General features: G+C 68.6%; 21 protein-coding genes. 4 read left to right on the forward strand and 17 right to left on the reverse strand.

The genetic code is table 11. The features are described 5' to 3' along the window. Nucleotides 1–202 precede the first annotated feature (202 nt). The gene (locus AAF184_12490; GenBank protein ID MEO0423151.1) at nucleotides 203–685 is read right to left on the reverse strand and encodes a hypothetical protein; all 483 of its coding nucleotides are present in this window, start codon (nucleotides 683–685) and stop codon (nucleotides 203–205) included. Between the two features lie 238 nt (nucleotides 686–923). On the opposite strand from AAF184_12490, the gene AAF184_12495 reads away from it, so the two are divergent. Then, nucleotides 924–2,171 carry an integron integrase gene (locus AAF184_12495; protein MEO0423152.1) on the forward strand — a complete coding sequence of 416 codons (1,248 nt, stop codon included), beginning with the start codon at nucleotides 924–926 and terminating at the stop codon, nucleotides 2,169–2,171. Between the two features lie 24 nt (nucleotides 2,172–2,195). Here the strand turns inward: AAF184_12495 and AAF184_12500 are convergent, their stop codons facing one another. The 8 genes from AAF184_12500 to AAF184_12535 form a co-directional block, all read right to left on the reverse strand. Continuing rightward, nucleotides 2,196–3,551, reverse strand: coding sequence for an L-serine ammonia-lyase (locus AAF184_12500; GenBank protein MEO0423153.1), 1,356 nt, complete (start codon nucleotides 3,549–3,551; stop codon nucleotides 2,196–2,198). Between the two features lie 50 nt (nucleotides 3,552–3,601). Beyond that, nucleotides 3,602–6,811, reverse strand: a complete 3,210-nt coding sequence (gene putA, locus AAF184_12505; protein MEO0423154.1) for a bifunctional proline dehydrogenase/L-glutamate gamma-semialdehyde dehydrogenase PutA — start codon at nucleotides 6,809–6,811, stop codon at nucleotides 3,602–3,604. Nucleotides 6,812–6,949: 138 nt separating this feature from the next. Further along, nucleotides 6,950–7,420, reverse strand: a complete 471-nt coding sequence (locus tag AAF184_12510; protein ID MEO0423155.1) for an NUDIX hydrolase — start codon at nucleotides 7,418–7,420, stop codon at nucleotides 6,950–6,952. 9 nt (nucleotides 7,421–7,429) lie between these two features. Then, nucleotides 7,430–7,837 (reverse strand): S4 domain-containing protein, encoded by a 408-nt coding sequence (locus AAF184_12515; GenBank protein MEO0423156.1) that lies wholly within the window; start codon nucleotides 7,835–7,837, stop codon nucleotides 7,430–7,432. Between the two features lie 54 nt (nucleotides 7,838–7,891). Then, a complete protein-coding gene (locus AAF184_12520; GenBank protein ID MEO0423157.1) occupies nucleotides 7,892–9,850 on the reverse strand; it encodes a GGDEF domain-containing phosphodiesterase in 1,959 nt (652 codons plus the stop codon). A 160-nt stretch (nucleotides 9,851–10,010) separates the two neighbouring features. Then, entirely contained in the window at nucleotides 10,011–11,594 is a 1,584-nt protein-coding gene (locus AAF184_12525) for a HEAT repeat domain-containing protein (GenBank protein MEO0423158.1), read from the reverse strand. After that, on the reverse strand, nucleotides 11,591–12,508 hold the full coding sequence (locus tag AAF184_12530; protein ID MEO0423159.1) for a hypothetical protein: 918 nt from the start codon (nucleotides 12,506–12,508) through the stop codon (nucleotides 11,591–11,593). The genes AAF184_12525 and AAF184_12530 overlap by 4 nt, the downstream gene beginning before the upstream one ends. After that, a complete protein-coding gene (locus tag AAF184_12535) occupies nucleotides 12,501–13,097 on the reverse strand; it encodes a sigma-70 family RNA polymerase sigma factor (GenBank protein MEO0423160.1) in 597 nt (198 codons plus the stop codon). Before AAF184_12535 ends, AAF184_12530 begins: the two co-directional genes overlap by 8 nt. Nucleotides 13,098–13,221: 124 nt before the next feature. Between AAF184_12535 and AAF184_12540 the strand changes: the two genes are divergently transcribed. Further along, on the forward strand, nucleotides 13,222–13,845 hold the full coding sequence (locus AAF184_12540) for a gluconate 2-dehydrogenase subunit 3 family protein (protein ID MEO0423161.1): 624 nt from the start codon (nucleotides 13,222–13,224) through the stop codon (nucleotides 13,843–13,845). Further along, nucleotides 13,835–15,505, forward strand: coding sequence for a GMC family oxidoreductase (locus AAF184_12545; protein ID MEO0423162.1), 1,671 nt, complete (start codon nucleotides 13,835–13,837; stop codon nucleotides 15,503–15,505). Before AAF184_12540 ends, AAF184_12545 begins: the two co-directional genes overlap by 11 nt. Here AAF184_12545 and AAF184_12550 read toward each other — a convergent pair. Continuing rightward, nucleotides 15,502–16,785: a hypothetical protein gene (locus tag AAF184_12550; protein ID MEO0423163.1), complete on the reverse strand. Its 1,284-nt coding sequence runs from the start codon at nucleotides 16,783–16,785 to the stop codon at nucleotides 15,502–15,504. The genes AAF184_12545 and AAF184_12550 overlap by 4 nt on opposite strands. Nucleotides 16,786–16,814: 29 nt before the next feature. Between AAF184_12550 and AAF184_12555 the strand changes: the two genes are divergently transcribed. Further along, on the forward strand, nucleotides 16,815–17,246 hold the full coding sequence (locus AAF184_12555) for an HIT family protein (protein MEO0423164.1): 432 nt from the start codon (nucleotides 16,815–16,817) through the stop codon (nucleotides 17,244–17,246). Between the two features lie 11 nt (nucleotides 17,247–17,257). On the opposite strand, the gene AAF184_12560 is transcribed toward AAF184_12555, so the two are convergent. The 7 genes from AAF184_12560 to htpG all read right to left on the reverse strand — a co-directional run bounded on the left by AAF184_12560 (nucleotide 17,258) and on the right by htpG (nucleotide 26,578). Further along, nucleotides 17,258–18,322, reverse strand: coding sequence for a glycosyltransferase family 2 protein (locus tag AAF184_12560; protein ID MEO0423165.1), 1,065 nt, complete (start codon nucleotides 18,320–18,322; stop codon nucleotides 17,258–17,260). Nucleotides 18,323–18,347: 25 nt separating this feature from the next. After that, complete coding sequence (locus AAF184_12565; protein ID MEO0423166.1) at nucleotides 18,348–19,529, reverse strand: FtsX-like permease family protein; 1,182 nt, start codon at nucleotides 19,527–19,529, stop codon at nucleotides 18,348–18,350. Nucleotides 19,530–19,532: 3 nt separating this feature from the next. Then, nucleotides 19,533–20,690 carry an FtsX-like permease family protein gene (locus AAF184_12570; protein ID MEO0423167.1) on the reverse strand — a complete coding sequence of 386 codons (1,158 nt, stop codon included), beginning with the start codon at nucleotides 20,688–20,690 and terminating at the stop codon, nucleotides 19,533–19,535. Further along, entirely contained in the window at nucleotides 20,687–21,364 is a 678-nt protein-coding gene (locus tag AAF184_12575) for an ABC transporter ATP-binding protein (GenBank protein MEO0423168.1), read from the reverse strand. Before AAF184_12575 ends, AAF184_12570 begins: the two co-directional genes overlap by 4 nt. A 108-nt stretch (nucleotides 21,365–21,472) precedes the next feature. Beyond that, a complete protein-coding gene (locus AAF184_12580) occupies nucleotides 21,473–22,786 on the reverse strand; it encodes an efflux RND transporter periplasmic adaptor subunit (protein ID MEO0423169.1) in 1,314 nt (437 codons plus the stop codon). Then, complete coding sequence (gene sppA / locus AAF184_12585; protein ID MEO0423170.1) at nucleotides 22,783–24,675, reverse strand: signal peptide peptidase SppA; 1,893 nt, start codon at nucleotides 24,673–24,675, stop codon at nucleotides 22,783–22,785. The genes AAF184_12580 and sppA overlap by 4 nt, the downstream gene beginning before the upstream one ends. Nucleotides 24,676–24,694: 19 nt before the next feature. Further along, nucleotides 24,695–26,578 (reverse strand): molecular chaperone HtpG, encoded by a 1,884-nt coding sequence (gene htpG / locus AAF184_12590; protein MEO0423171.1) that lies wholly within the window; start codon nucleotides 26,576–26,578, stop codon nucleotides 24,695–24,697. Nucleotides 26,579–26,862: the final 284 nt, after the last annotated feature.

The following is a 26,862-nucleotide window of genomic DNA, read 5'->3' on the forward strand; positions in this document are numbered from 1 at the left end:
CAGATCCCAGAGCTTCGCTCTGTCCTCCGCGCCCATACGATGCTGGCTGGTGTTTCCCATCTCGATCTCCTCTTCGTTGGAGAAGACTAGCGGATAGGGTGTTGCGGTGAGTCCTTGAATTCACCGTGAGCCGCATTTGCAATGCGGCAACCAGAGTGGCAACGCCGGGCGCCGGATTGCAAATGTCGGCTCCACCCGCATGTTAGGCGTCACCATCCGAACCGCCAACCACCACTTTGTACTTATCGATCGGAAACGGATGCTCTACCCACTTGGAGCGATACCCGTCTTCCCCGTGCTCTCGTAGAAGTCGATACAGCACACTCGACACCTGCTGTGAGTATCGAGCGAAGAGAACCGTCCCTTCGGCGACAACCCGGAATCGATCGGGAGAACACAATCCCCACTCGACCCAATCGTGGAACCAACGTATGGAGTAACTCAGAACTTCACCCTCGCGATGCAGCACAACTTGGTGCTCACCCGGTTCGTCGAAGAAGGAGACCTTCATCTCAGAACTACGGCGAAGGACCAACACGCTCTCCGCCAACTCATCGAGACTATCGTGAAGGTACGAAGCCGTCATCTCTACGCGCGTGCCATGATCCCAGACTGCCGTCGCCCATCCGGTCCCATCTAGCACATAGTCGATGGTGAGTTTGGGCACACTCTTGTCAGACTGCACCGCGTGCCCCTTCTTGCTGCTGCACTAGTCACTGCCAGAGCGGTACTTGCTGACGCCTAACAACCATTGGGCCCGAGCGAGAATCACGTCACCCATCATATCCAACCCACCCGAACGCAGTTCTGCCTCACCGCAACCCATTGATTATCCCACCACGCGGCTAAGGGCAGCCGCATATCAAGCGCTTCTTACTTGATATGCGCCCCAATTTCCGGCACCGATCCGTACGATATCCGTCATGCCGGATACCAAACAACCCGACAAGCCTCCACACCCGCCTCACGGCCCCGCTGGCCCACCCAGAGAACACCCGAATCAGACATTTACCACCCCACCCAAACGCAGCCAATCCCCCTTCCTAAACACCATCCGCGAAACCATCCGCCTGCGCCACTACAGCCTGCGCACAGAAGATGCCTACGTCCTCTGGTGCAAGCGCTTCATCCTCTTCCACCACAAGCGCCACCCCACCGAGATGGGCGAGGAGGAAGTCGTCGCTTTCCTCACAGACCTGGCCGTCAACCATCACGTAGCCCCCGCCACCCAGAATCAGGCCCTCAATGCCCTCGCGTTCATGTACCGGGAAGTCCTGGAGCGGCCCTTAGGCGACGACATGGTGATGTTCGTCCGCGCCAAGACCCACAAAAAGGTCCCAGTGGTGCTAAGCGCCGACGAGATCGCCCGCTTCCTGAACCAGCTCGACGGCACGCGCTGGCTGATGGCAGCGTTGATGTACGGCAGTGGCCTGCGCCTGATGGAGGTGCTGCGCCTACGGGTCAAAGACCTCGATTTCGACAACCTCGCGGTGATCGTGCGCAGCGGCAAGGGTGCCAAGGATCGGGTGGTGACGTTGCCGAAGGAGCTCGTGCAGCCCCTGCGTGCCCATCTCCTCGAGCGTCGGGAGCTGTTCCAGGCGGATATCGAGGCGAAGGTGGCGGGAGTCGAGCTGCCCCACGCGCTCTCTCGCAAGTACCCGCGGGCGGCGATGCAGTTTGCCTGGCAGTACGTGTTTCCGTCGGGTGTCCTGTCCACCTGTCCGCGCACCGGGGCGGTACGCCGGCACCACGTGTCGGAGTCGACGGTGCAGCGGGTGGTGCGGGAGGCCATCGCCGCGGCGGGCATCGACAAGGCGGCCTCCTGCCACACCCTGCGCCACTCCTTTGCTACCCACCTGCTCCAGCGCGGCGCAGACATCCGCACGGTGCAGGAGCAGCTGGGCCACCGCAGCGTGCGCACCACCCAGATCTACACCCACGTGGTGGATCGCGGAGCGAGCAACGTGAGATCGCCGCTCTCGGACCTGGCGGCGGCTGAACGACCGTTTCCGGTGCCGATGCCCTACACGCCGCCCCGGCCTGACCCGGCGTCAGTACCGGCGGGTCCGGCGGCACCCGAGGCGAAGGAGGACGCGGCGGCGTCCCCTACCCTCCTGCGACGCCTGCTGGGTCAGCTGGACGAACTGCTCAAGCGCCGCTCGGGCGACTGACGCCCCCGACCACTCACCAACGACTCAACACTCGATGACATTCACCGCGAGCCCGCCGAGGGACGTCTCCTTGTACCGATGCGACATGTCTTCACCGGTCTGCCGCATCGTAGCGATCACCTGATCGAGCGATACCTTCTGCACGCCATCGCCGTGCATGGCCATGCGCGTGGCGTTGATGGCCTTCACGGCGCCCATGGCGTTGCGCTCGATGCACGGGATCTGCACGAGGCCGGCGATGGGGTCGCAGGTGAGCCCTAGGTTGTGTTCCATGCCGATCTCGGCGGCGTTCTCGATGTGCGTGTTGGAGCCGCCCTTGGCGGCGACGAGGCCGGCGGCGGCCATGGAGCAGGCGACGCCGACCTCGCCCTGGCAGCCCATCTCGGCACCGGAGATGGAGGCGTTCATCTTGTAGAGCATGCCGATGGTGCCGGCGACGAGGAGGAATCGGCGCACGCCTTCGATGTCGGCGCCGTCGACGAACTCCCAGTAGTAGTGCAGCACGGCGGGCACGATGCCGGCGGCGCCGTTGGTGGGAGATGTCACCACCTTGCCGCCGGCGGCGTTCTCCTCGTTCACGGCCATGGCGAACACGTTCACCCAATCGGACTTGTCGGCATCACCCTCGCGCAGGCGCTTGGCGAGCTTGGCGGCGCGGCGGCGCACGGCGAGGGAGCCGGGGAGCACGTCCTCGCGTGACATGCCTCGCTGCACGCAGTCCTGCATCACCTGCCAGATGTGGTCGAGGCCGGCGTTGACCTCTGCCTCGGTGCGCCAAGCGGTTTCGTTCACCATGGCGAGCTGGTCGAGGCGCAGGTCGTCGGCGGCGGCGAGGTCGAGGAGGTCCTGGGCACTGCGGAAGGGGTACTTGATTCGCACGGCGTGGCCGACCACCTGCTCGAGGGAGGCATGGCCGCGGGTGATGAAGCCGCCGCCGATGGAGTAGTACTCCTCGCTGCGCAGCGTCTCGTCGGCGTCGTTGAGGGCGATGAAGCGCATGCCGTTGGGGTGGCGCGGCAGCTGCTCGCCGCCGATGAAGACGAGGTCGTTGGCCTCGACGAACTCGATCTCGCGCTCGCCGGCGAGGCGCAGCCGCTTCTCGCCGCGGATGCGGGCGAGCGTGGGTTCGATGGTCTCGGGGTCGATCGTGGCGGGGTCGGCGCCTTCGAGGCCGAGGAGCACGGCGCGATCGGTGCAGTGGCCGCGTCCGGTGAGGGCGAGGGAGCCGAAGAGCATCACCTCGGCGCGGTGCACGTCACCCAGGATGCCGTCAGCGGCGAGGCCGGTGGCGAACTCCCGAGCGGCGTTCATGGGGCCCATCGTGTGCGAACTGGACGGGCCGATGCCGATCTTGAAGATATCGAAAACGCTGATGCTCACGGGGTGAACTCTCCTGTCTGCCGATCCCGCTGGTCTGCTGATCTGCCACCCTACTCCGCATTCAGCGACAGCAGGCTCGCGTTGCCGCCGACGGCGGCGGTATTGATGGTCACCGTGTGCTCGTGGGCGAAGCGGTGCAGGTAGTGCGGGCCGCCGGCCTTGGGGCCGGTGCCGGAGAGGCCACGGCCGCCGAAGGGCTGCACGCCCACCACGGCGCCGACCATGTTGCGGTTCACGTACACGTTACCGGCGCGCACGCGGCTGGCGACGTACTCGCCCATGCCGTCGATGCGCGAATGCACCCCGAGCGTGAGGCCGTAGCCGGTACCGTTGAGCGCATCCAGCACGTTGTCGAGCTTACTGGACTCGTAGGTGAGCACGTGGAGCACGGGGCCGAACACCTCGCGCTCGAGCTCGCTGATGCTCTCGATCTGCAGCGTGGCGGGGCCGACGTAGTGGCCGTGCTCGACGGCGGCGCCGGGGCGGCGGCGGAAGAGCACGCGCCGGGCGGCGGCGAAGCGATCGATGTGCCCGCACAACATCTGCTGGGCGTTGCGGTCGATGGCGGGGCCGACGTCGGTGGAGAGCAGGCCGGGATCGCCCATCACGAGTTCCTGCGTGTAGCCCTCGAGCAGCTCGAGCACCCGCGGCGCGATTTCCTTCTGCAGGGCGAGCACGCGCAGGGCGGAGCAGCGCTGACCGGCGCTGTTGAAGGCGCTTTGCACCACGTCCAACACCACCTGCTCGGGCAGCGCGGAGCTGTCGACGAGCATGCCGTTCTGCCCGCCGGTCTCGGCGATCAGCGAGGCGATGGGCGCATCGCGCGCGGCGAGGGCCCGGGAGATGCCCCAGGCCGTCTGCGTGGAACCGGTGAACGCGACACCGTCCACGCGAGGATCCTGCGTGAGTCGCGCGCCGACTACCCGCCCCTCGCCGGGCAGGAACGCGAGCACGGCGTGCGGCACGCCACACTCGTACATGAGCTCGGTCGCGCGTGCTGCGACCAGCGAGGTGGATTCCGCGGGCTTGGCGATCACGGCGTTGCCGGCGGCCAGCGCAGCGGCGACCTGGCCGGTGAAGATCGCGAGCGGGAAGTTCCACGGGCTGATGCAGACGAACACGCCCCGCCCGGTCAGGCGCAGCGTGTTCTTCTCGCCCGTGGGCCCGGGCAACACGGTAGGCGCGGAGAACTCGCGCCGCGCCTGGGCGGCGTAGAAGCGAAGGAAATCGATCGCCTCGCGCCACTCGGCGATGGCGTCGGGGATGGTCTTGCCGGCCTCGCGCACGCACAGGGCGAGGAGCTCGCCGCGGTGCTCGACGAAGGCGTCGGCGACGCGCTCGAGAATGGCAGCTCGCTCTTCGGCGGGCGTGCGGTCCCACTCGGGCTGGGCGCGATGGGCGACTTCCAGGGCGCGGTCGGCGGCGGCCTCGTCGGCGAAGTGCACTTGACCGATCACTCGCCGTGCGTCGCTGGGGTCGGTGGAGTCGACCTCGCGCGTGCCCACGGGCTGGCCGTCGACCAGGGCGGGCGCTTCCCGCGTGTCGCCGGCCATCGAGGCGCTCATCTCCTCGGCGAGGCGGCCGAGCGCCTCGGGGTCGTGGAGGTTGATGCCGGGCGCGTTGCGCCGATCGGGGAACATGGCCTCGGGCAGGTGGATCCGCGGGTGCGGGATCGTGCGCGCGGCCTCGATCACGTCCACGGGCTCGGCGATGATCTCATCCACCGGCGCCTGCTCGTCCACGATGCGGTTGACGAAGGACGTATTGGCGCCGTTCTCGAGCAGCCGTCGTACGAGGTAGGGCAAGAGATCCGCGTGGCTGCCGACGGGCGCGTACACGCGGCACGGCACGTTCAACTGATCCTCGCCGATCACCTCCTGGTAGAGCTCCTCGCCCATGCCGTGCAGGCGCTGGAACTCGTAGCCGTCGGTGGGCGCGCCGGGGCGTGACTTGGCGATGCAGTAGACGCTGGCGAGCGTGTGCGCGTTGTGCGTAGCGAACTGCGGGTAGAGGTGCGGGCTCTCGAGGAGCAGGCGCCGCGCGCAGGCGAGGTAGCTGACGTCCGTCGAGGCCTTGCGCGTGAACACGGGGTAGCCGTCGAGACCACGCTCCTGAGCGCGCTTGATCTCCGTATCCCAGTAGGCGCCCTTCACCAGGCGCACGGGGATCATCCGCCCCTGGGAAGCAGCGAGGGCTTCCAGCCAACCGACGCCCTTAAGCGCACGCTTCTGATAGGCCTGCAGGGCGAGGCCGAAGCCGTTCCATCCGTTCAAGGCTGGCTCGCGGAACACGCGCTCGAACACCTCGAGCTGCAGCTCCAGGCGCTCGGCCTCCTCCGCGTCGATACACAGGCCGATGCCGCCGTCGCGCGCTTGCTCGGCGAGGGACTGCACCCGCGGCGTGAGCTCGGCGAGCACGCGCTCGCGCTGGGCGAGTTCGAGGCGCGGATGCAAGGCGGAGAGCTTGACGGAAATGCTAGGTGCGGTGATCTCGCTCTGCCCCGCCTCCTTGGCGCGACTGATAGCCTCGATGGCGCCGGCGTAGGCATCGAAGTAGCGGCTGGCGTCCTCGGCGGTAAGCGCAGCCTCGCCGAGCATGTCGTAGGAGTAGCGATAGGCGGCGTTGTCGCGGCTGCGCGCACGCTTTAGCGCATCGCCGATGGTGCGCCCCATCACGAATTCGTGGCCCATGATGCGCATCGCCTGACGCATGGCCTGGCGCACCACGGGCTCGCCGACGCGACCGGCGAGGCGGGAGATGAGCTGGCGCGGCTCGCGCACCACGGCGTCCGTGTCCGAACCGAGCAGGCGGCCCGTGAACATCAGACCCCAGGTGGACACGTTGACGAAGGTGGAGCTCTCCCCGTCCAGGTGCTCGGCCCAGTTGCCAGCACCGATCTTCTCGGCGATGAGCTTGTCCGCCGTGTCGGCGTCGGGGATGCGCAGCAGCGCCTCGGCGATGCACATAAGGAGGATGCCCTCCTGCGAGGAAAGGTCGTACTCCTGCAGGAACGCATCGATGCCGCCGTAGGAGCCCCGCGTGCGACGCACGGCCTCCACCAGGCGCATGGCGATCTCCCGGATCTCCCGGCGCAGCCCATCGTCCGGGCGCGCGAGGGCGATCAGGGCGCGCACGGACTCCGTCTCGTCCGCCAGATACTCGCCGCGCAGCGCCTCGTGCACGCTCGGCCAGGGCCGGGCGTTGGCGCCCAGCACGAACGGCGTCGGGGCCGTCGGCGTCAGGGGATCGCGGGTTGCCATAGTCGTCTCCTTACACGTCTTGGGCGTGCTCGCATCACGCGGCGCGGCGGGCCCTCGGGGCCGCCGCTGAGCAAAGGCGGATTGTACAGGAGAAGCGTGCGCGGCCAGTCCCTTCGAGGGGGCCGCTGGTGGCGCGAATCAGCGCACGGGAACGGCCAGGCTGGTGCCGGCGCGTGGCGCCACCCGAGCCGTGCGATCGAGGCGATCGCGCACGGCCAGATAGTCCGCGAGGATGGTGTCGTGATCGAAGACCAGCGGCGGCGGCGCGCCCGGTGCGAAGGCCCGCGCGACGGCCGCATCATCGCCCCCCACGGGCTCTCCGTGCGCCGTCCCCACGTACACCACGCCCACCGTGTGCCCCCGCGCATCGCGCTGCGGCGAGGAGTACACACCGAGCAAGGCGTGAAGGTGCACGGCTAGCCCCGTCTCCTCGCGCATCTCTCGGCGGGCAGCGTCTTCGAGGGTCTCCCCCACGTCGACGAACCCGCCCGGTAGGGCCCATCCGGGCGGTGGGTGCGCGCGTTCGATGAGCACGATGGGAAGGTCGGGCTGGTCGACGAGTTCGATCACCACATCGACCGCGATCTGCGGGGTGCTTGGCCTCGGCATGACGACTGCCTATTCCGGTGGCGACTCGCCGCCGCGACGGATGCGCGCCAGCTGCCGACGTTCCTTCTTGTCCGGCCGCCGCTCCGGCGCCACCACGAGCTGCCGCGCCAGGGAACGCTGCGCCGATTCCCGCTCGCGCCGCTCGCGACTCTCCTCCGTCTCCGAGTAGAGCTTCGCCGCGTCCGTGGCGCTGCCGCGGCGTTCGCTGATCGCCTCCACCACCACTTCCATCATGGTGGACCCGCGCGAGATCATCACCCGGTCGCCCACCTTCACGGGGCGCGAGGACTTCACGCGTTCGCGCTCCACGTGCACGCGACCACCGCTCACCGCCTCACTGGCGAGGGAGCGGGTCTTGAAGAAGCGAGCGGCCCAGAGCCACTTGTCGACGCGCAGGCGCGCGGATTCGTCAGCCATCCGCGCACGGTAGCGCGCCGGGAGGGGAAGTCAACGCGGGCGCGTCACGCCCGCTCACCAGACGTTGAGCAGGCGCTCCGGATCGCCGTCCTGGGGCAGGCTGTCGGCGTAGCTCGCCGCCCAGTCCACCTCGTCGGCGGCCACGGGGTGGCAGAACAGGAACCCTTGGGCGAAGCGAACGCCCGCGTCGGCCAGGTACGCGGCGACGGTCTCGTCCTCCACCGCCTCGGCCACCACCTGCACGCCAAGGCCCTCGGCAAGGCCGATCACCGAACGGATCACCGCGCGCTGGGCGTCCGTCTGCAGGCCGTCGCCGCTGATGAAGGAGCCGTCGATTTTGAGGTAGTCGAGGGGCAGGCTGGCCAGTTGGCCGAGCGAGGAGTAGCCGGTGCCCACATCGTCGATGGCCACGTGCACGCCGATCTCGCGCACCTGCGCCAGCGCCTTCCAGGCCCGCTCGCGCTCCTGCATGAGCACCGCCTCGGTCACCTCCAGCAGCAAGGCATCGCCGCCGAGATCGAACTGGGCCAGCGTGTCGCTCACGAGCGCGGCCACGTCCTGGCCCAGCAACTGGCGAACGCTCACGTTCACCGCCACCCGCACGCCCTCGTGCCCCTCGCCCCGCCAGGCACGTACCTGACGCAGGGCTTCGGTGAGCACCCACTCGCCGATGGGCAGGATCAGGTTCGACTGCTCGGCCAGGGGAATGAACGTGCTCGGCGACACCTCGCCGAGCGTCGGGTGCTGCCAGCGCAGCAGGGCCTCCACACTCTCGGCGCCCTGCTTGCGCAAGTTCACCACCGGCTGGTAGGCGAGCGATAGCTGACCGCGGGCGAGCGCGTGCGGCAACTCCGCGTCGATCGCGGCGCGCGCGTCCACCTGCGCTTGATCGTCGTCCTCGTGGCTGAAGCACACGAGCTGGCGATGCCCCTGGCGTTTAGCTTCGCGCAACGCCTTCTCGGCGCCGCGCACGAGGGCGTCCGCGTCGGTGGCGTGATCCGGGTAGAGGGCGAAGCCGCCGTGGACGTCGGGCTGGTAGCGCTCGCCGTCCACGTCGCAGGGTACGTCGAGGCAATCCATGATGCGCTGACCTAGCAGCTTCGCTTGGTCGAGATCGGCCACGCGCCGCGCCAGCAGCACGAGCTCGTCACTGACCAGGGCACAGGCCATGTCGTCGCCGCGCACGCGCGCCGCGAGATGACCTTGAGCCGCGCTCAGGACCTCGCGCCAGCGCTCGTCTGCACCGTCGTCGCCGTGGGCCCAGTCGGGGCGCTCCAGGGCAAAGAAGTAGAGCACGGAGGGGGCTTCCCCCGGCGCGCGGCGCGTGCCCACGTCGAGGGCCCGATCGAGCGTCGTGCGCAGTTCCCGGCGCCCGACCAGGGCCAGGGCCGGCACCTCGCGCACCTGCGCCAAGGCCGCCGACGTCGCTGCCACCACCGCGCGCAACATGCGCAGCAGCGACAACCCCGCCACCATCACCACCGCGGCGCCCAGGGCGAGCACGGTGGAGAGAAGCGACGTGAGCGCCACCTGGTAGGCGCCCGCCAGGGCAGCGTCGTAGCGTCGGGTCAGGGCACCGATCAGGCTCACCTGAGCGCCGATCGTCGCCACCTCACGGGGCGCTAAGGTGCCGAGGGTGATCTCGCCGGAGGGCAAGGTGCGCAGCTGGGCGATGAGCGCCTCTGCGGCACTGGCGCGCTCGTCGCAGAGCCCGTTCAGCAAGCGGCCCTGCCCCTGCGGCAGCAGCAACACCCGCGTGGTGGGCGACAGGGTGCCAAGGCATTTGCTAGCGTCGCGCTCCACCTCGCGCAGGACACCGCTGAGGGCATCGACGCGAAGCGCTTCCACCTGCCCGGGGAGCATGGCGTCCTGCAGGGCGAGCACCGGCTGGGCGGCACGTTGGACGGCGAGCACCTGGCTGCCATCGCGGCTGACCTGCACCAGGGCCAGGGCGCACACGGCGCTCAGCGCGAAGGCGATGATCATGATCGTGAGCAGACTGCGGGACGGCATGGGTAACCTCGACGCTCGCTATCCTCGTAGATAGCGGCCACCGTGCGCCCATTTCGCCGCCCCTGCCTGCGACTACGTCAAAGACCCGACAGGCCCGCAGGCCGAGATGGACGCCCGCGAGACGTCCATCACACTTTCGTGTTCGGAACAGGGCACTAGGCTAGGAGCCGGCGTCGAGGATCTCCAGGAAGACGGCCTCGGCCGCATCGCCGCCCACGAGCCGCAACCGCTCCACCAGCAGCGCCCGCTCCCGCGTGTCGTCCGCCCGGCGATACAGGCTCACGAGCGTGTCGCCGTCGTCCATGGAGACGAGCGTGTCGGCGATCACCTGCTGCACCGAGGGCGATCCGCGGTAACGCACGAACAGGTCGTCTAGAGCCTGCGCCGTCTCCCGCGTGTTGCCCACCACCGCCAGCGCCCGCACGGCGCGCTTCACCACCCCTTCGTCATCGCTGAAGGAGGCGATGTCGATCAGCATCTGCGCGTCGCCGGCGAGGGCGAAGCCATCGAGGATGGCGGCTTGCACGCGCGGCGAGTCCTCGTCGCGGTAGAGCGTGCGCAGGGAATCCAGCGCCCCGAGCATGCCGAGGTGGCGCACCACGTGCGCCCGCAGGTCCGCTGACGGCTCCTGGCGGAACACGGTCAGCAAGCCATCCACGTCCTCGCTCAGCATCAGCCCCTCGATCGCGGCGCGACGCAAGTGCTCGTCTTGCAGCTCCTCGTACACACCGAGCAGCGCCTGCGCCCCGGCGGCGGGGCCCTCCGAGAGGCCCAGCAGGCGCAGGGCTTCGCGCTGCAGTTCCTCATCGTCTGCGCTGCGCACCACCTCGAGGAGAATCGCCGAGGTGTCCGGGTGATCCGTACGACTCAGCAAGGTGAGCGCCTGGCGCCGCGCCGGGCCACTGCCCTCACCGGTGATGAATTGCCGTAGGTAGCTCACGGCGCGATCGGGGTTGGTCTCCAGCAGCCCGTCGAGGGCCAGCAGCTGCAGCTCCTCCTCGACGGTGATCGCCTCCTCCTCGGTCCACGCCTCCTCCCAACTGTCCTCGAAGATCTCGATCGCCTCGGCCAGGGCCTCCTCGATCTCCGTGCCGATGTTGAGGTCGGCAAGCTCGTTCATGACCTCATCGAAGGCCTCGCCCAACCCGAGGTTACGCAGCACCTCGGACGGGCCTTGGGGCGATTTCGGAGGCTTCGGTGGCGCCGGCACATCGCCCGCCTTGCGCGCCAGCTCCACCCGCAGGGCGATCGCGTCGTCGAAGAAGACATCGCGCGGGAAGCGCTGGAAGAAATCGCTCAGCGACTCCAGGGCATCGCTGATGCGCCCGCTCTCCGCGTCCACGTAGGCGAGCCAGTACAGGGGCGCCCCCGAACTCAGCTCCTCCATCTCGCTCAGCGCGCGGAAGCGCTCCCGCGCCACGTCGAGGCGACCCTCGTCGAGGGCGCGACGCGCCTCGCGCAGGGCCTCGTCGAAGGCCTGGCGACGCTCCCGCTCGGCCCGCGCCTGCTCGCGCGCCTGATCGCGCGCCTCGCGAGCCCGTTCGCGCTCTTCCCGCGCTCGCTCGCGCGCCTCTTCGCGCACCTGGCGCTCGATCTCCCGCACCTCGCGCTCGATCTCGGCACGCTCCTCCTGCAGCGCTTCGCTCTCGGGGCTGGGCTGCGCGTGTAGGGCCACGAGCGGCAGTGCGCCCACGGCGAGGGCGACGGCAGCCGCCAGCGATCGGGTCGATCCCAAGGTCTTCATGATGCTTCCTCCTGCGAGAATTCGAGGGGTGACAGCGCACGCGCGCCATCCGCTTGCTGGGCGCGCACGCGCGGCAGCAGCTCGCGCGTCGCGATGCTCTCGCGCAGCGCGTCCACGTACTGCGGCGAGGCGCCACCCCGGCCGTTAGCCAAATCGATGAGAATGGGCTCGAGGTCACCTAGCAGATCGCTGAGGCGATCCTGACCCGCCCGTTCGGCGGCGAAGCGGTACAAGCGGTTCGCCGTGAGCAATGTGCGCGCCCACTGGCGCTCGGCCTCGAGGGCCTCGTCGGTCATCCCCAGGGTGCCGCCGAGGGCGCTGGCCTGCAGCGCCGACGCGTTGGACACGTCCACCAGCAAGCGCTCACTGGCCCCCAGGTGACGTTGCACCTGCGCCAGCAACACGCGCTCACGCACTTGAGAGACCTGGGTCTGCGCGCCCGGGGCGCCCTCGGTGGGCACGTCCGCCAGGGTGCCCGACGGATCGGGCAGCACGCTGCGCTGACCGGCCTGGAAGGACACGGTGGCGACGGCGATCAGCAGGCTCGCCGCGAGGGCCATCCACAGCGCCTGCCGTGGCGCCTCCGTGGCCGAGGGCTCCGGCGCCGGACTCGCCCCACTCGTCTCGGGGGCCGGCGCCTCGGGCTGCAGCTTGGCCGCGACGCCCTCCCACGCTCGGCTCGCGATGTCCTCGGGCACTTCGGCACCTTCGTACGCCTCCCAGCGCTGCTCCACCGTGCTGAGGTCGGCGCACAGGGCGTCGTAGCGGGCGCGCAGGGCGGGGTCGAGCAACTGCGCGCGCACCTGCTGGCGGCGCTCGGCGGGGAGCTCGTCGTAGAAATAGAGGATGAGTTCGTCGTCGTCCATCGTCGGACCGTTCATCGCTGGGTCGTTCCGGGGGGGTTGATCAGGCATGGCTTGCCAACTCCTGATGGTCCGCAAGCGACACGCGCAGCTTGCGCACCGCGCGCAGCACCGCTTGCTTGACCGAGCTCTCGCTGATGGCCAGCTGTTCGGCCACCTCGCGCACGGCCATCTGTTCGAAGTGACGCAACACGAAGGCGAGGCGTTCGAGGCCCGAGAGCTGGTGCAGGGCCCGTGCCGTCGCCTCGCCGGCGAGTTCGCTGGCCACCTCGCGTTCGGGGTCGGCCACGCCGTCCGCCGCCACCGTGTCCAGGGGGTCCAGGGCCACGTTATCGGCCATTGGCATCGGTTGCGCTCGCCGCTCGTCCCAGGTGCGCTCGCGCCGGACCAGCTGCAGGGCCGCGTTGACGGCGATGCGATGCAGCCAGGTGGAGAAGCGACTGCGCTCCTCGAAGGCCCCCAGGGCCTTGTGTGCGCTCAGAAACGCCTCTTGCATGGCGTCTTCGGCCCGGTGTGCGTCGCCCGTGATGCGCAGGCACACCTGGTACACCCGCGGCGCATGGCCGTTCACGAGCATGCGGAAGGCATGCTCATCACCCTCGGCAGCACGCCGGGCAAGTTGGGCTTCTGGCTGTTCCATGGACCCTTCGATGCAACGAACGCGCACCTGGTTAGCACGCGAGCGAAGAAAAGGCTCTTCTCAAGGCCACCGGGCCCGGTTAAGTTGAGCTAATCTTGCCCGAACCACGACGGATTCTCGCCTTATGCAAACGGACCAGTCCCGGCGTCGCTTCCTGCACACCGGCACCGGCGCCGTCAGCGCTAGCTGGCTCGCCGCCCAATGGCCCCTGGCCCTCGAGGCCGCCGAACACGCGGCCGAGGCCCGAGACAAGCAGCAGCCCCTCGCGCACCTGGGGCCCGCCGAAGCCGCGGACTTCGAAGCCATCGCCGCCCGCATCGTGCCCGCCACGGACACCCCGGGCGCGCGCGAGGTCGGCGTCATCTATTACATGGACGCGGCCATCGGCGGCTGGATGGCCGGCGTCGAGCAGATGCTCCGCCCGGCCTTGGCCGGCCTCAACGCCACGGTGAAGGAACGCTTCGGCGCCGAGCACTTCCACCTCCTCGACGCCGACGCCCAGGACACCCTCCTCGGCGAGATCGAGTCGGGCCCCCTGTTCCAGACCCTGCGCTTCATGACCATCTGCGGCATGTTCGCCCTGCCCTCCTACGGCGGTAACCGCAACCAGCTCGGCTGGGCCTTGCTCGGCTTCGACCCGCGCCACGTGTGGTTCCCCCCCTTCGGCCACTACGACGCGCCCCACCACGCCCAGGCCAACGCGCCGGCTCAGTCCTCGACCGATAAGAAGCACCACCATGGCCGCTAATCCCACCTATCCCACCCGTGAGGCGGTGGACTTCGTCGTCATCGGCTCCGGCGCCGCCGGCGGCGTCATGGCGCGCGAACTCTCCGTGGCCGGCTTCAACGTCGTCGTCCTCGAGCAGGGCCCCTACCGCAAGGCGCAGGACTTCACCCACGATGAGATCGGCGTGGTGATGCAGGGTGAGCTGTCGCTGAACCCGAACGACCACCCGCAAACCTTCCGCGCCCGCCCCGAACTCAAGGCCGAGGTGCCGCCGCAGGGCTCCGGCCTGCCGCCCGCCTGGTACGCCGCAGGCGTGGGCGGCTCCAGCGTCCACTTCACCGGCAACTACTGGCGCTTTCGCCCCGTCGACTTCAAGGAAAGATCCCTCTTAGGTGAGATCGAAGGCACCAGCTTCGCCGACTGGCCCCTCACCTACGAAGAGCTCGAGCCCTACTACACGCGCGTCGATTGGGAGATCGGCGTGTCCGGCGCACCAGGGCCCTTCGACGCGCCGCGTTCCCGGCCCTATCCCGTGCCGCCGCTGCCGATCAAGTCCTCCGGGGCCATCCTCGAGCGCGGCGCCAAGGCCTTAGGGCTACATCCGCAGGTCGCGCCCATGGCGATCCTGTCAAAGCCCCACAACGGCCGCCCCGCCTGCATCCACTGCGGCTTCTGCCTCGGCTTCGGCTGCGAGATGAATGCCAAGTCCTCCACCCTCGCCGCCATGATCCCCCAGGCCGAGGCCACCGGCCGCTGCGAGATCCGCACGGGCTGTACGGTGATGCGCCTGGAACACGATGATCGCGGCCGCATCCGCGACGTGGTGTACCTCGATGAGAACGGCGTCGAGCAGGCCCAGCGCACGCGTGCCGCCGTGCTCAGCGCCAACGGTGCCGAGTCCGCCCGCCTGCTCCTGCTGTCCCAGAGCGCCAAGCACCCCGACGGCATGGCCAACGGCAGCGGCATGGTCGGCAAGAACCTCATGTTCAACGCCCACTCCGCCACCCACGCCTGGTTCGAAGAGCCGCTCAACGAGTTCAAGAGCGTGCAGTGCACGCGCATCGTCATGGACTTCTACGAGACGGACACCAAGCGCGGCTTCTACGGCGGCGGCGGCATCGACGCCCGCCCCCTCGTGAACTCCTGGCCCATCCTCTTCGCCATGGGCGGCATCGCGCCGGGCCTGCCCACCTGGGGCGCCGAGTACAAGCGCCTCATGGAACGCTACTTCACCCGCAACATGAGCGTGCTCGGCAACTGCACGTCCCTCGCCATGGAGCGCAACAGCATCAGCCTCGACCCCGAGGTGAAGGACGTCTTCGGTCGCCCCGCCGTGCGCGTCACCTACGAGGACCATCCGGACGACCTCGCCACCGCCCGCTTCATGCAGGACCAGGCCGTCGCCATCCTCGAGGCGGCGGGCGCCGAGCGCCTCTGGCGCGACGAGGTCACACCATCCACCGGGGGCCCCCACCTGCTCGGCACCTGCCGCATGGGCAACGACCCGAACAGCTCCGTGGTCGACCGTTACCACCGCGCCCACGAGGTGCCCAACCTGTTCGTGGTCGATGGCAGCAACTTCGTCACCTCGGGTCGCGGTCAACCCACCATGACGATCCAGGCCCTGGCCTTCCGTGCGGCCGAGCACATGACCCGCGCGGCCCGCGCCGGCGAGGTTTAGAACAACGCTGGGTGGTACGTCGCCAGGCGACTGAGCAGATTAGGTTGCGTGCGCAGCTCCCGGCGCACGCGCGCGAAGGCGGCGATGAGGAAGGGTTCGTCCTGGAGCACCGTCTCCAGGCGCGCGAAGAGGTTGCGCACCATGTCGCCCGATTCGAGGCGGAAGGCGTTCACGCCACCGAATAACGGCGTTGGGAAGCGCGCCGCGAGCTGCGCGCGGCGGGTGTCGTCGTGCGCCGGATCGCTCACGATAAGCCGCTCGGTCTCCGCCAGCTTGATCGTGTTCACCAGCACCGAGAGTGCCATCGCCCCGGCCGCTTCCGTGCCGGGCGCGTGGTCGGCGTAGCTGTCGAGCACCGAGACCAGCCAACGCAGGCTGAGCTCGCGGGCCAGGAAGTCCGCCGTCTCCGGGTGGTGGGTCAGGGCGAACAACGCGCCTCGAGAGCCCTCCAGGTCCACGCCCCGGCGCAGGTGCACCACGAGCTCGGCCGCCGCCAGGCAGAGGGCCGATGCCCCGGCGAAGTCCGCCCGAATCGCCTGCAGCTGAGCCTCGAGGCTACCCTCCCGCCCGGTCGCCGACACCTGGGCAGCTTGCCCGTCCAAGCGCTCGTGCATCTGCGCTCGCACGGCCTCCGGCAGCGGCGCGTTGGGCGCGAAGGCGGGCACGATCGCAGGACGATCGGCCGGCACCGCCACCGCGGCAGCCGCGCTGGTCGCCAACGACGCGTTCAGGGGGCGCGACCAGGCCTCGTCGGCGAGCGCCGACGAGCCCGCCGCACCGATGCGCTCGCGAAAGCGGCCGAAGTCCTCCGCCGCGTTCTCCAGGTGCACGGCCAGCTGGTGCGGCTTGCCCTGAAGAAACAACCTGATGTTGGCGTTAACCGTCGTCACCAGATCCAACGCCATCGCCTCGAAGTCCGGCGCATCCTCGAGCCCCACGTAGACGCCCCGTGTCCACGCGTGGAGCAGGAACCCCAGGGCACGGCGCCGCGCGTAGCTGCGGGCGGTGGCTGCCGGGTCACGCTGCAGGTGAACGTAGCAAGCTGCCTCACCGAAGCGTTCGTGCAGACGGCCTAGGAAGAAGCTCAGGCGGTTGTCGATCTCGATGTGGCCGGCGGGGAAAGCCAGGCGCTCGGCGCCCGCCTCGGCGAGGCGTGTCTCGTGGCCGCTCGTGTAGTTGTCGATGGAGACCTCGCAGGCATGGGCGAAGGTCAGCGACCCGCATCGGCCCGTGCACAGCACGAACACGTGTTCGTAGCGACGCTTGCCACCGGCACTCATCGCCGCCTCCCGCGTGCTAGGGTCCCCGGATGAGCTCCACCGCCGACGCCTGCCCCTTCTGCGACCTCCTCCGCCAGGGCCTGGACCACCCCGCCGCCATCGCTCGCCTGCCGAGCGGCCTCGCCATCCTCAACGTCGATCAGCGCTACCGCGGCCGCGCCGTGCTGATCTTCGACCGCCACGAGGAGAGCATCGATGCCCTCAGCGCCGCGGAATTCGCGGCCTTCGGCGAGGACATGCGTCGCCTCTCGCGCGCCGTCGCCACCGTGGGACGCGCCCATCGCATGAACCAGGCGCTGCTCGGCAACGTGGTCGCCCACGTGCACTGGCACGTGATCCCCCGCCGCGAGGACGACCCCAACTGGGGCGGACCGCCCTGGCCCGTCGACGAGCCCCAGCCGCTGGCCGACGAGGCGGCCTACCGCACCCTCGCCGCAGACATCGCCGCCCACCTGGCCTGACCCGACCGCCCTCACCGCCACACCACCTGACGCTTGGCCCTGAAGGCGATGGTACCGGCCGCCACCGCTGCGTTGACCACCGCCATGTACACGCCGTAGCCGAGCGCATCACGCCGCGAGAGCCCCAAGGGCTTGGCCAGGAGCAACGACTTCACGGTCCACACGGCGTAGAGCACCGGGGCGAACGGCAGCAGCGCCGGCCATAGCAGGGCCAACGGCAGGGTCGCGAGAAACGCGAGGTCGGCGAACGGCACCAGGAGGTGGTAGTCGAGGCCGCGCCCCTGGCGCGCCTGTGCCTCCAGGAATCCGTAGGTCCAGCGACGTTTGCGGCGGAAGGTCAGGCCGAGATCCCGCGGTTCCTCGGAGAACACCAGCGCCTGCGGGTCGATCCGCAGCAAACCCGCCTGGCGCAGGCGGGCGTTGATATCGAACTGGGGCGAGAGCCCGTCGCGGAACGGGAAGCCCTCGAAGACCTCGCGACGCATGGCGAACAGGGCGCCGAAGTTGTCCGGCTGCAGGGCCAACAGCGCGCGCTCGAAGGTGGCCTGGCGGGTCCAGAAGCTCTCCTCGGGGTTCGACACGCGCTGCACGTAGTCGATCGCACCTACCTCGGGATGGGCCTCGAACACAGCCAACGTGCGCTCGATGAAGTCTTCGCTCACGTAGCTGTCCGCATCCAGAAACAGCAGCACCTCGCCTTCCCCGAGCCTCGCACCGTGATTGGCGGCCGCTGCCTTGCCCCCGTGCTCGATCTGCGCGAGCACGTCAATGCGCTCGGCCAACGCCTGCAGGGCCGGCCAGGTGCGCCCATCCGTCGACCCGTCGTCCACCACGATCACCTGACGTGCTTGATAGCTCGAGCGTTCGATGGAACTCAGCGTCTCGCCCACGGAGTCGCCCATGTTGTAGATGGGGATGACGACGTCCACCGTCGGTCGGTCGGCCGGAGCGCTCAGGCTGGGCTCAGACGAGTACTCCCTGGCCAGGCGCAGCAAGCGGGCGAGGTCTCGGAGGTCGTAGAACACCACCCAGGCCAAGCCGATCCAGAGCACGACCAGCAGGATTCCCAGCCACATGAGCTACCGCCTGGATGCGCGAGCGCTAGCGCTCGCGCAGGGCGTCGGTCACGGGCAGGCTGGCGGCGCGCAGGGCGGGGAGGAACCCACCGATGAAGCCGAGTCCCAGGGCGAGTATCAGGCCGATCGCCAGCAGCTTGGGCGTTACCGCGAAGGCGAAGGCCACCTGGCTGAAGGTGCTGTTGTTCAAGGTCGAGACCGTGAAGCCGTCGAAGAGCACGTACGCGATCGCGGCACCGATCACACCGCCCAACAGCGCCAGCACCAACGCTTCCACCATGACGGACATGATCACCGCGCCCGACCCGAAGCCGAGGGCGCGCAGCGTCGCGATCTCCACCGTGCGCGTCGACACCGCCGTGTACATGGTGTTGAGCGCGCCGAAGATGGCACCGAAGGCCATGATCGCGCCCACCACCACACCGAAGGCAGTGAACAGTCCCGTGTTGGCCGAACTCTGCTCCTGGTAGTAGGTGGACTCGCGGAAGACGTCGACGCGCAGGCGATCATCGTCGTCGAGGGCCTGCTTATAGCCGTCGAAGGCCGCGGCGTCCTCGAGTTGCACGCGCACGGACTGGTAGCTGTTGCCGCGCCGGAAGGCCGACTGGGCGACGGGCGCGTCCACCCACACCTCCGACTCGAAGGCGTCACCGCCGGTGCTGAAGATGCCCACCACCTCCCAGTCGGAGTTACGCGCCTTCAGCACATCCCCCACGGCCAGGTTCTGAAACTGTCCGGACACGGAGCGCCCCGCGATCATCTCCGCGCGACCGCTGGCGAACATGCGTCCCTCCACGATCTCGAAGCTATCGCGCAGTATGGGCCCGCTCTCGCCCACCCCACGAACGGAGAGGTTAGCCGTGGAGTCGCTCGCCTGCTTGGGCACGTCGGCCACCACCAGCACCTCGGCGCTGACCAGGGGGCGCCCATCGCTGTCCCGCGCCACGCCGGGCGCGCTGGAGATCACATCCAACTCTTCCTGCGACAGGCCACTCGTGAGCTCCGTCGTCGAACTGTTCTGCAGCACCAACACCCGGTCATCACTGCCCGCCCCTTTCATGGTGGCGCTGAAGCCCACCGCGAGGGAGAGCAAGGCCGTCAACACCCCGACCACGCCGGCGACGCCCACCACGATCACCAACGAGGACCCGAGGCGCGAAGGAATGCTGCGCAGGTTCATCCAGACCACAGCCAGTAAGCTGTCCATAGCTCAGCGACCTCCCAGGGCGTCGACGATCGACAGGCGCATCGCCCGCAGCGAGGGCAGCAGCCCCACGCCAAGGCCTAGCAACACGGTCAACCCGAGCCCCAGCAGCACCGACTCGGTGGTGAGGGCGAACCCGGGCAACACGCCGGCCAGGGCCTGGCCCACGAACGGCGCCAGCGCGATCGCGACCAACAGCCCGGCCCCGCCACCCAACAAGGCGATCAGCACGGACTCGGTCAACACCAGCCCCAGCACGCCACCGTTGGTGAAGCCAAGGGTCTTCAGTACCGCAAACTCCGACGTGCGCTCGCGCACGGACTGCCCCATCGTGTTCGCCGTGAGCAGCACGATGGTGAAAAACACCGCGCCGAGGATCGCCGAGACGATCACGCCGATGTTGCCCAGCTGACGAGCGAAGCTCAGCTGAAAGTCACGCTCAGTCGCCGTCTTCGTCTCGTTGTCGCTATTGAGGAACACCTGGTCGATGGACGCCGCCGTATCCTCTGCCACCTGCGGGTCGTCCATCCGCGAGATGAACCAGCCGACGAGGCCGCGCGCGCCATCGCCGCGCACCTCATCGAAGTAGTTGTAGTTGATCAGCATCAACGGCCCGTTGGTGCTGCCCCTGGGCCACTCGAAGGTGCCGACCAGATCGAACAACCACGGCTCGTTGTCCGGCGTGCGCCAGATGTCGCCGATGATGGGAATGCGTTGCCCCACGGTCCAGTCGAATTTCTCGGCCAGATCGCGTGTCACCAGCACACCGCTGCGCTGGTTGCGGAAGGCGGTCTTCGCCTCCTCGCTGATGATGGCCTCGTCGTAGAGCTCGAAGTAGCCTTCGGGATCCACCGGGAACTTCGCGAAGAAGTTGCTCTTGTCCTGGTAGACGCCACCGAACCAGGTGGAATGCGTGACCCCCGACACCCCCTCCACGGCCGCGATCCGCGCTTGGTGGGACACCGGCATCAGATCGATGATCGAATAGCGGCCCGTGGTGATCATGCGGTCGGCCCCGTCGATGCCGACGCCCGCCGTGAACGCCGTGTTCACCGCTTGCAGCACCCCGAACAGGAAGAACGCAGCGAAGAGCGATCCCAGGGTGAGCAGCGCCCGCACGGGGTAGCGAAACACGCCCGCGAGGATCAGGCCGAAGAACTTCACGCCTGCGACTCCGCCAGCAGCTGCCCCTTATCCAGGTGCAGCGTGTGGCGTGCCTGCTCCGCCGCCTTGTGATCGTGGGTCACCATGATGATGGTCTTGCCGAACTCCTCGTTGAGGGTTCGCAGCAGGCCCAGGATCTCATCGGCGGTGGCGCGGTCGAGGTCACCGGTGGGCTCGTCGCAGATGAGCAGCTTCGGGTCGGTCACCAGGGCTCGCGCGATGGCGACGCGCTGCTGCTGGCCACCCGAGAGTTCCGCCGGTCGATGCTTGGCCCGCTCCGTGAGGGCGACGATCTCGAGCGCGGTATGCGCGCGCCGGCGCCGCTCCTTGCCCGACATCTTCTGCAGCAGCAGCGGCAGCTCCACGTTGCGCTGGGCCGACAGCACCGGCATCAAGTTGTAGAACTGGAAGATGAAGCCGACGTTGTCCGCGCGCCAGCGGGCGAGCTGTGCGCCCTTCATCAGGTCGATGCGTTGCTCGTCTACCGTGACGGACCCGCGCGAGGGTCGATCGAGGCCACCGATAAGATTCAATAGGGTCGATTTACCCGAGCCGGAAGGGCCCATCAGCGCGATGAAGTCGCCCCGCGCGATGTCGAGCTCCAGGCCCTGCAGCACGGAGACTTCCTGGCGACCTCGCCGGTAGGCCTTGCCCACCTCCCGCAAGCTCACGATCGCATCGCCGAGGGCTCCGTCCGACGGTGATCGCCCGCCTCGACCTCCGGCATCGATCGACACCACCGATTCGCTACTGCTGCTCACGCTGATCCTCCTTAACCGCCACTAGGGGTTCGCCACTACCACGCTTGCCCCGCTGTCCAGGGCGCGCACCAGTGCCTCGTCGACGCCCACCACCACCTGCTCGCCTGCTTCCACGCCGCCGAGCACGCGTCGCCGCTCGCCACGGGTCTCGCCGACGCGCAGCTCGCGCGCCTGCGCCTGCGCGCCCACGACCACGTAGGCCACGGCGCGGGTGCCATCACGGAAAATGGCATCGCTCGGCACGTACAGGCCGGGCCTCACGTCCTCTTCGGTTTCCGCGTTCGCCTCGCTCTGCTGCGCCGTCTGCGCTTGCTGGCTCGCGAGGAACGCGACCCGCGCACCCATGTCGGGCAGGATGCGCGCGTCGCGTTCGAGCAGGCGAATGCGCACGCGCACGGTGGCGCGATTGCGATCGGCCGCCGGAATGATCGTGATGACTTCCGCCGGGATACGCCAGTCCGGATAGGAGTTCAGGGTGGCGGTCACCGGCTGCCCCGCGCTCACGCGGCCGAGGAACGACTCGTTGACGTCCACCTCCACCTCCAGCGAGTCCATATCCACCAGGGTGCAGATGCCGGTGCGGGTGAAGCCTCCGCCAGCCGAGACGGGCGAGATCATCTCGCCGGGCTGGGCGGCCTTGTCGATCACCACCCCGGCGAAGGGCGCCACGATGCGCATGTCCTCGAGCTGGCGCTCCTGCACCGCGAGGGACTTGGCCGAGACCTCCACGTCACGCTGCTGGCGCGTCAGGCGAGCGGCGAAGGTGTCCTCATCGGCGAGGGCTGCGTCGAGTTCCTGGTCGCTGGCGAGGCCGCGTCCCTGGAGGTCCTTGATGCGGGTGAGGTTGCGCTGCGCCTCGCGCAGCTGGGCGCGCGTCTCTTCGAGGGACGCTTGGCTCGCCCCGAGCTGGGCCTGAGCCAGCTCGACCGCGGCCACCAGCAGGGTGTCGTCCAGGCGGGCCAGCAGCTGCCCCTCCTCAACGGCCATGCCCTCCTCGACCAGCACTTCCACCACCCGGCCCGTGACCTCCGAGGACACGGTGGCCTGGCGTCGTGCCGTCACGTAGCCGGTGGCATCGAGCACGGACTCACTGGGATCACGGGGCGCGGCGCTCCCACTGCCATCGCCGAGTCGCTCGACCTGCGCCACGCGCACGGTCACCGGCGCGGGCGCACGGTTCAGCCACCAGCTGGCCGCCGCCCCGACGGCGCCCGCCAGCAGCATGAGCGCGAACACCACCCAAAGGGAAAGGCCCCCGCCCCCGTTACCTCCACGGGCAGGCTCCGCACGCTCGATACTCAGTTCGCGCAGCAGAGCCTGGCGATCCTCACTCATAGGCTGGGGTTACAGTGGCAGTAGAGGTAGATGCCGCGCGGGTCGTTCCACTGCTGCATGCGCTCCCAATCGCTGCGTAGCTGCTCCGTGACCCGATCCAGCTGCACGGCAAACCCGCTGGCGTCGCGACGCATCGGCGGCAGCTCCAACACCTCGCGCACGCGCAGCCCCAAGCGAGTCGACAGGCGCGTGCCAGCACGCGTGAACTGCATGATCAAGGCCTCGCGAATGCCGATCTCCTGCCCCACGTAGGTCACGCTGAAGTCATCGGCGATCTCCGCCCGACGCGCCGCCGCGCCGATCGCCTCTTGCAGGCTTCCCATGCCATCGACGAGTTCCAGGTCGAGCGCCGCCGCGCCGAGCCACACGCGGCCCCGCGCCGCCGCGTCCACGTCGGCCAAAGGCAGCTGACGGGCGTTGGCCACGCGGCCGATGAAGTCCGCGTAGCCGTTCTCGATCGAGCGCTGCAGCACCTGACGGGATTCTTCGTTGAGGCTGCGGTCTGGTCGCAGCGCCCCGGCCCACGGCGTGGTGCCGACACCGTCCACGTGCACCCCGAGCCAGTCGAGGCCGCGCTCGAAGGTGGGGAACACGGCGCCGATGCCGATCGACCCCGTGATCGTGACGGGGCTCGCGTAGATCTCATCCGCGTCCATGCTGATCCAGTAGCCGCCGGACGCCGCGGTGTTGCCCATGGACACCACCACCGGCTTACCCGCCGCGCGCAGCTCGCGCACCTGCTCGGCGATGATCTCCGAGGCGAAGGCGCTACCGCCGCCGCTGTCCACCCGCAGCACCACAGCCTTCACGGCCTCGTCCAGGCGCGCCCGCCGCAGGAGCGCTGCGGTCGAATCGCCGCCGATCATCCCCGGCGGCTGCGTCCCGTCGACGATATCGCCCTTGGCCACGACCACACCCACCCGCGCAGGCCGATCGCGCTGCGGCGACTCGTTGCGCCGCGCGGCGAGGTAGTTCTGGTGATAGGTGCCGCGCCAACCCTTGTCCCGCGGATCCACACCCGTGATCTCGATCAGGTGCGCGTCCATCTGCGAGCGCGTCGTCAGCTTGTCCACTAGGGACATGGACAGGGCCAGGCTGGCGAAGTCGCCGTCCGCCTCCTCGAGCAGGCGGGGGAGCTCCTGGGTGTAGCGATCGATGAGCGTGCTGTCCATGGCTCGGGCGCCGGTCACGTCCGCCTGGTAGATCTCCCACAGGCCGCTCAGCCACTCGAGGGCGTTCTCCCGCGCCTCGGGCGACATGTCATCGCGCAGGTAGGGCTCGACGAAGGACTTGTACTCGCCCACCTTGAAGACGTTCACGTCGACCAGGAACTTCTCCTGCGCCGCCTTGTAGTACGTGCGATAGGCGCCAAAGCCCTGCAGGAACACCACGCCCTCGGGGTGCATGAGGATGTCGTCCGCGAAGGACGCCAGGTAGTACTGCCCCTGGGTGTAGTTGTCACCGATCGCCACCACCGGCTTGCCGCTGCGCTTGAAGCGCTCGATGGCGTCGGCGACGTCGCGCAGGGTCGCCATGCCGGCGCCGCCCATGGCGCCGAGCTGCAACACCAGGGCGTTGATGCGGGGGTCCCGCGCGCCGTAGTCGATCGACTCGATGAGATCGCGCGTGAGCGTCTGGTCGACGCGCGAGCCGAGGAACTCCTGCCAGGCGCGGGTGGCCGCATCCCCGTCGAGCTGATCGACGAGGTTGCCGACGGGCGCCAACACCAGCGCGCCGGGACTCATGACCCCGGGCGGGGTGTCCACCAGGGCCACCACGCCGATGGCCAGCACGGCGAGCATCAACATCAGGTGGACGAAGCGACGTAGACCGTCGAGGCCGCGCCACACGCCACCGAACAGGCTGAATAGCCAGAAGCGCTTCGCCATCAGCTGCGCCCCCGCTCGGTCATGCGAGGGTCACCAGCAGCTCGTTGAGGCGCTTGACGAAGCCCTGCGGGTCCGTGAGCTGATCGCCCTCCGCCAGCAGCGCCTGATCCAGCAGCACGTGGGCCCACTGGGAAAAGCGATCCTTGTCCTCCTCGTGGCGCGCCTTCAGCACCACCGGGTGGGTCGGGTTCAGCTCGAGGATGGGCTTACTCTCCGGCACCTCCTGCCCCGCATCGCGCAGCATGCGCTCGAGGCGACCGCCGAGGGCACCTTCAGGCGTGACCACGCACGAGGGCGAGTCCGTGAGGCGCTGGGAGACACGAACCGACTCCACCCGCTCGCGCAGGATCGACTCGATCCGCGCCACGAACTCCTTGTACTCCTCTTCGATGGCCTCCTGCGCCTTCTTCTCATCCTCCGTGGCTTCGCCCAGGGGCACCTCGCCGCGGTTGATCGAGCGCAGCTCGTGACCTTCGAATTCCGTGAGGTGACCTACCACCCACTCGTCCACGCGATCGTGCAGCAGCAGCACCTCGAGGCCCTTCTCGCGGAACATCTCCAGGTGTGGGCTGGCCGCCGCCGAGGCGTAGCTGTCAGCGGTGATGTAGTAGATGTGCTCCTGGCCGCCCTTCAGGCGCGCGACGTAGTCCGCGAGGCTCACGGTCTGCGCCGCCCCGTCGTTCTCCGTGGACGCGAAGCGCAACAGCTTGGCCAGGGTCTCGCGGTTGCCTGCGTCCTCCGCCGTGCCTTCCTTCAGCACGTTACCGAAGGTGTTCCAGAAGGTCTGGTAGTCCTCGGGCTCCTTGGTCGCCATGTCCTCGAGCAGGCCCAGCACCTTGCGCGTGCAGCCGCCGCGGATGCTGTCGACCACCTTGTTCGACTGCAGCAGCTCGCGGGAGACGTTCAGGGGCAGATCGTTCGAGTCGATCAGGCCGCGCACGAAGCGCAGGTAGCGCGGCATCAACTGCTGCGCGTCGTCCATGATGAACACGCGCTGCACGTACAGCTTCACGCCGCGCTGGCGCTCGATGTCGTTGAGGTCGAAGGGCGGGCGCTTCGGCACGTAGAGCAGCGCCGTGTAGTCCAGGCGCCCTTCCACCCGGTGGTGGGTCCAGGCCTGGGGATCGTCGAAGTCGTGGGAGACGTGCTTGTAGAAGGCCTGGTACTCGTCGTCCGTGATGTCCTTGCGCGGACGGGCCCACAGCGCCGAGGCCTGGTTGACGGTCTCGAGCTCGTCCTCGACCGGCTTGCCTTCCTTCTCCACCGGCATCTGCACCGGCAGGCCGATGTGGTCGGCGTACTTGGTGAGGATGTTGCGCAGGGTGAAGCCGTTCAGCAGGTCGCGATGGTCTTCCTTCAGGTGCAGGGTGATCGCCGTGCCGCGGCCGGCCCTCTCGATGCCCTCCACCGAGAACTCGCCCGTGCCATCGGACACCCAGCGCACGCCGTCCTCGGCCGAGGCGCCGGCGCGGCGGGTTTCCACCGTCACCCTGTCGGCCACCACGAAGGCCGAGTAGAAGCCCACACCGAACTGGCCGATCAGGCTCGCGTCCTTCGCCGCATCGCCACTCATCTGCTCGAGGAAGCGGCGGGTGCCGGAGCGCGCGATCGTGCCCAGGTTCTCGATCACCTCCTCGCGCGACATGCCGATGCCGTTGTCGGCGATGGTCAGGGTCTCGCCTTCGGGTTCGTAGGAGATGGTGACGCGAAGCTCCGGATCGTCCTCGAACAGGCCATCCTGCGTCAGCGCTTCGAAGCGCAGCTTGTCGCAGGCGTCGGACGCGTTCGACACCAACTCGCGCAGGAACACCTCGCGATTGGAGTAGAGCGAATGGATCATCAGGTGCAGCAGCTGCTGCACTTCGGTCTGGAAGGCGTGAGTTTCGCGGTTTTGCTCAGTCATGGGTCGATCGGCTTACTCGGTGCGTGAGAGAAATCGCAGGACACCCTGCCCACACCGCGGATCGTACCAACGCTGCACCGCGTGAAGGCAGGCTGGGAGCTTTTTTTTGCCGGGGCTGCTAGAGAAGATGCGGCCTGAGGCGAGAAGGACGCGGCCGCCGGCCTAGTGTCCGGTCACGCTAGTTCGTTGAAGAATACGCACGGGGCTTTTTGCTCCTGAGCGCGGCGCGACGACGAGCGTGGCAGGCCCCACGGGAGGAGGAGCAACGTGCTCAGGGGCAAAAA

It is taken from the genome of Pseudomonadota bacterium, assembly GCA_039815145.1.
Classification (GTDB): Bacteria; Pseudomonadota; Gammaproteobacteria; order Steroidobacterales; family JBCBZW01; genus JBCBZW01.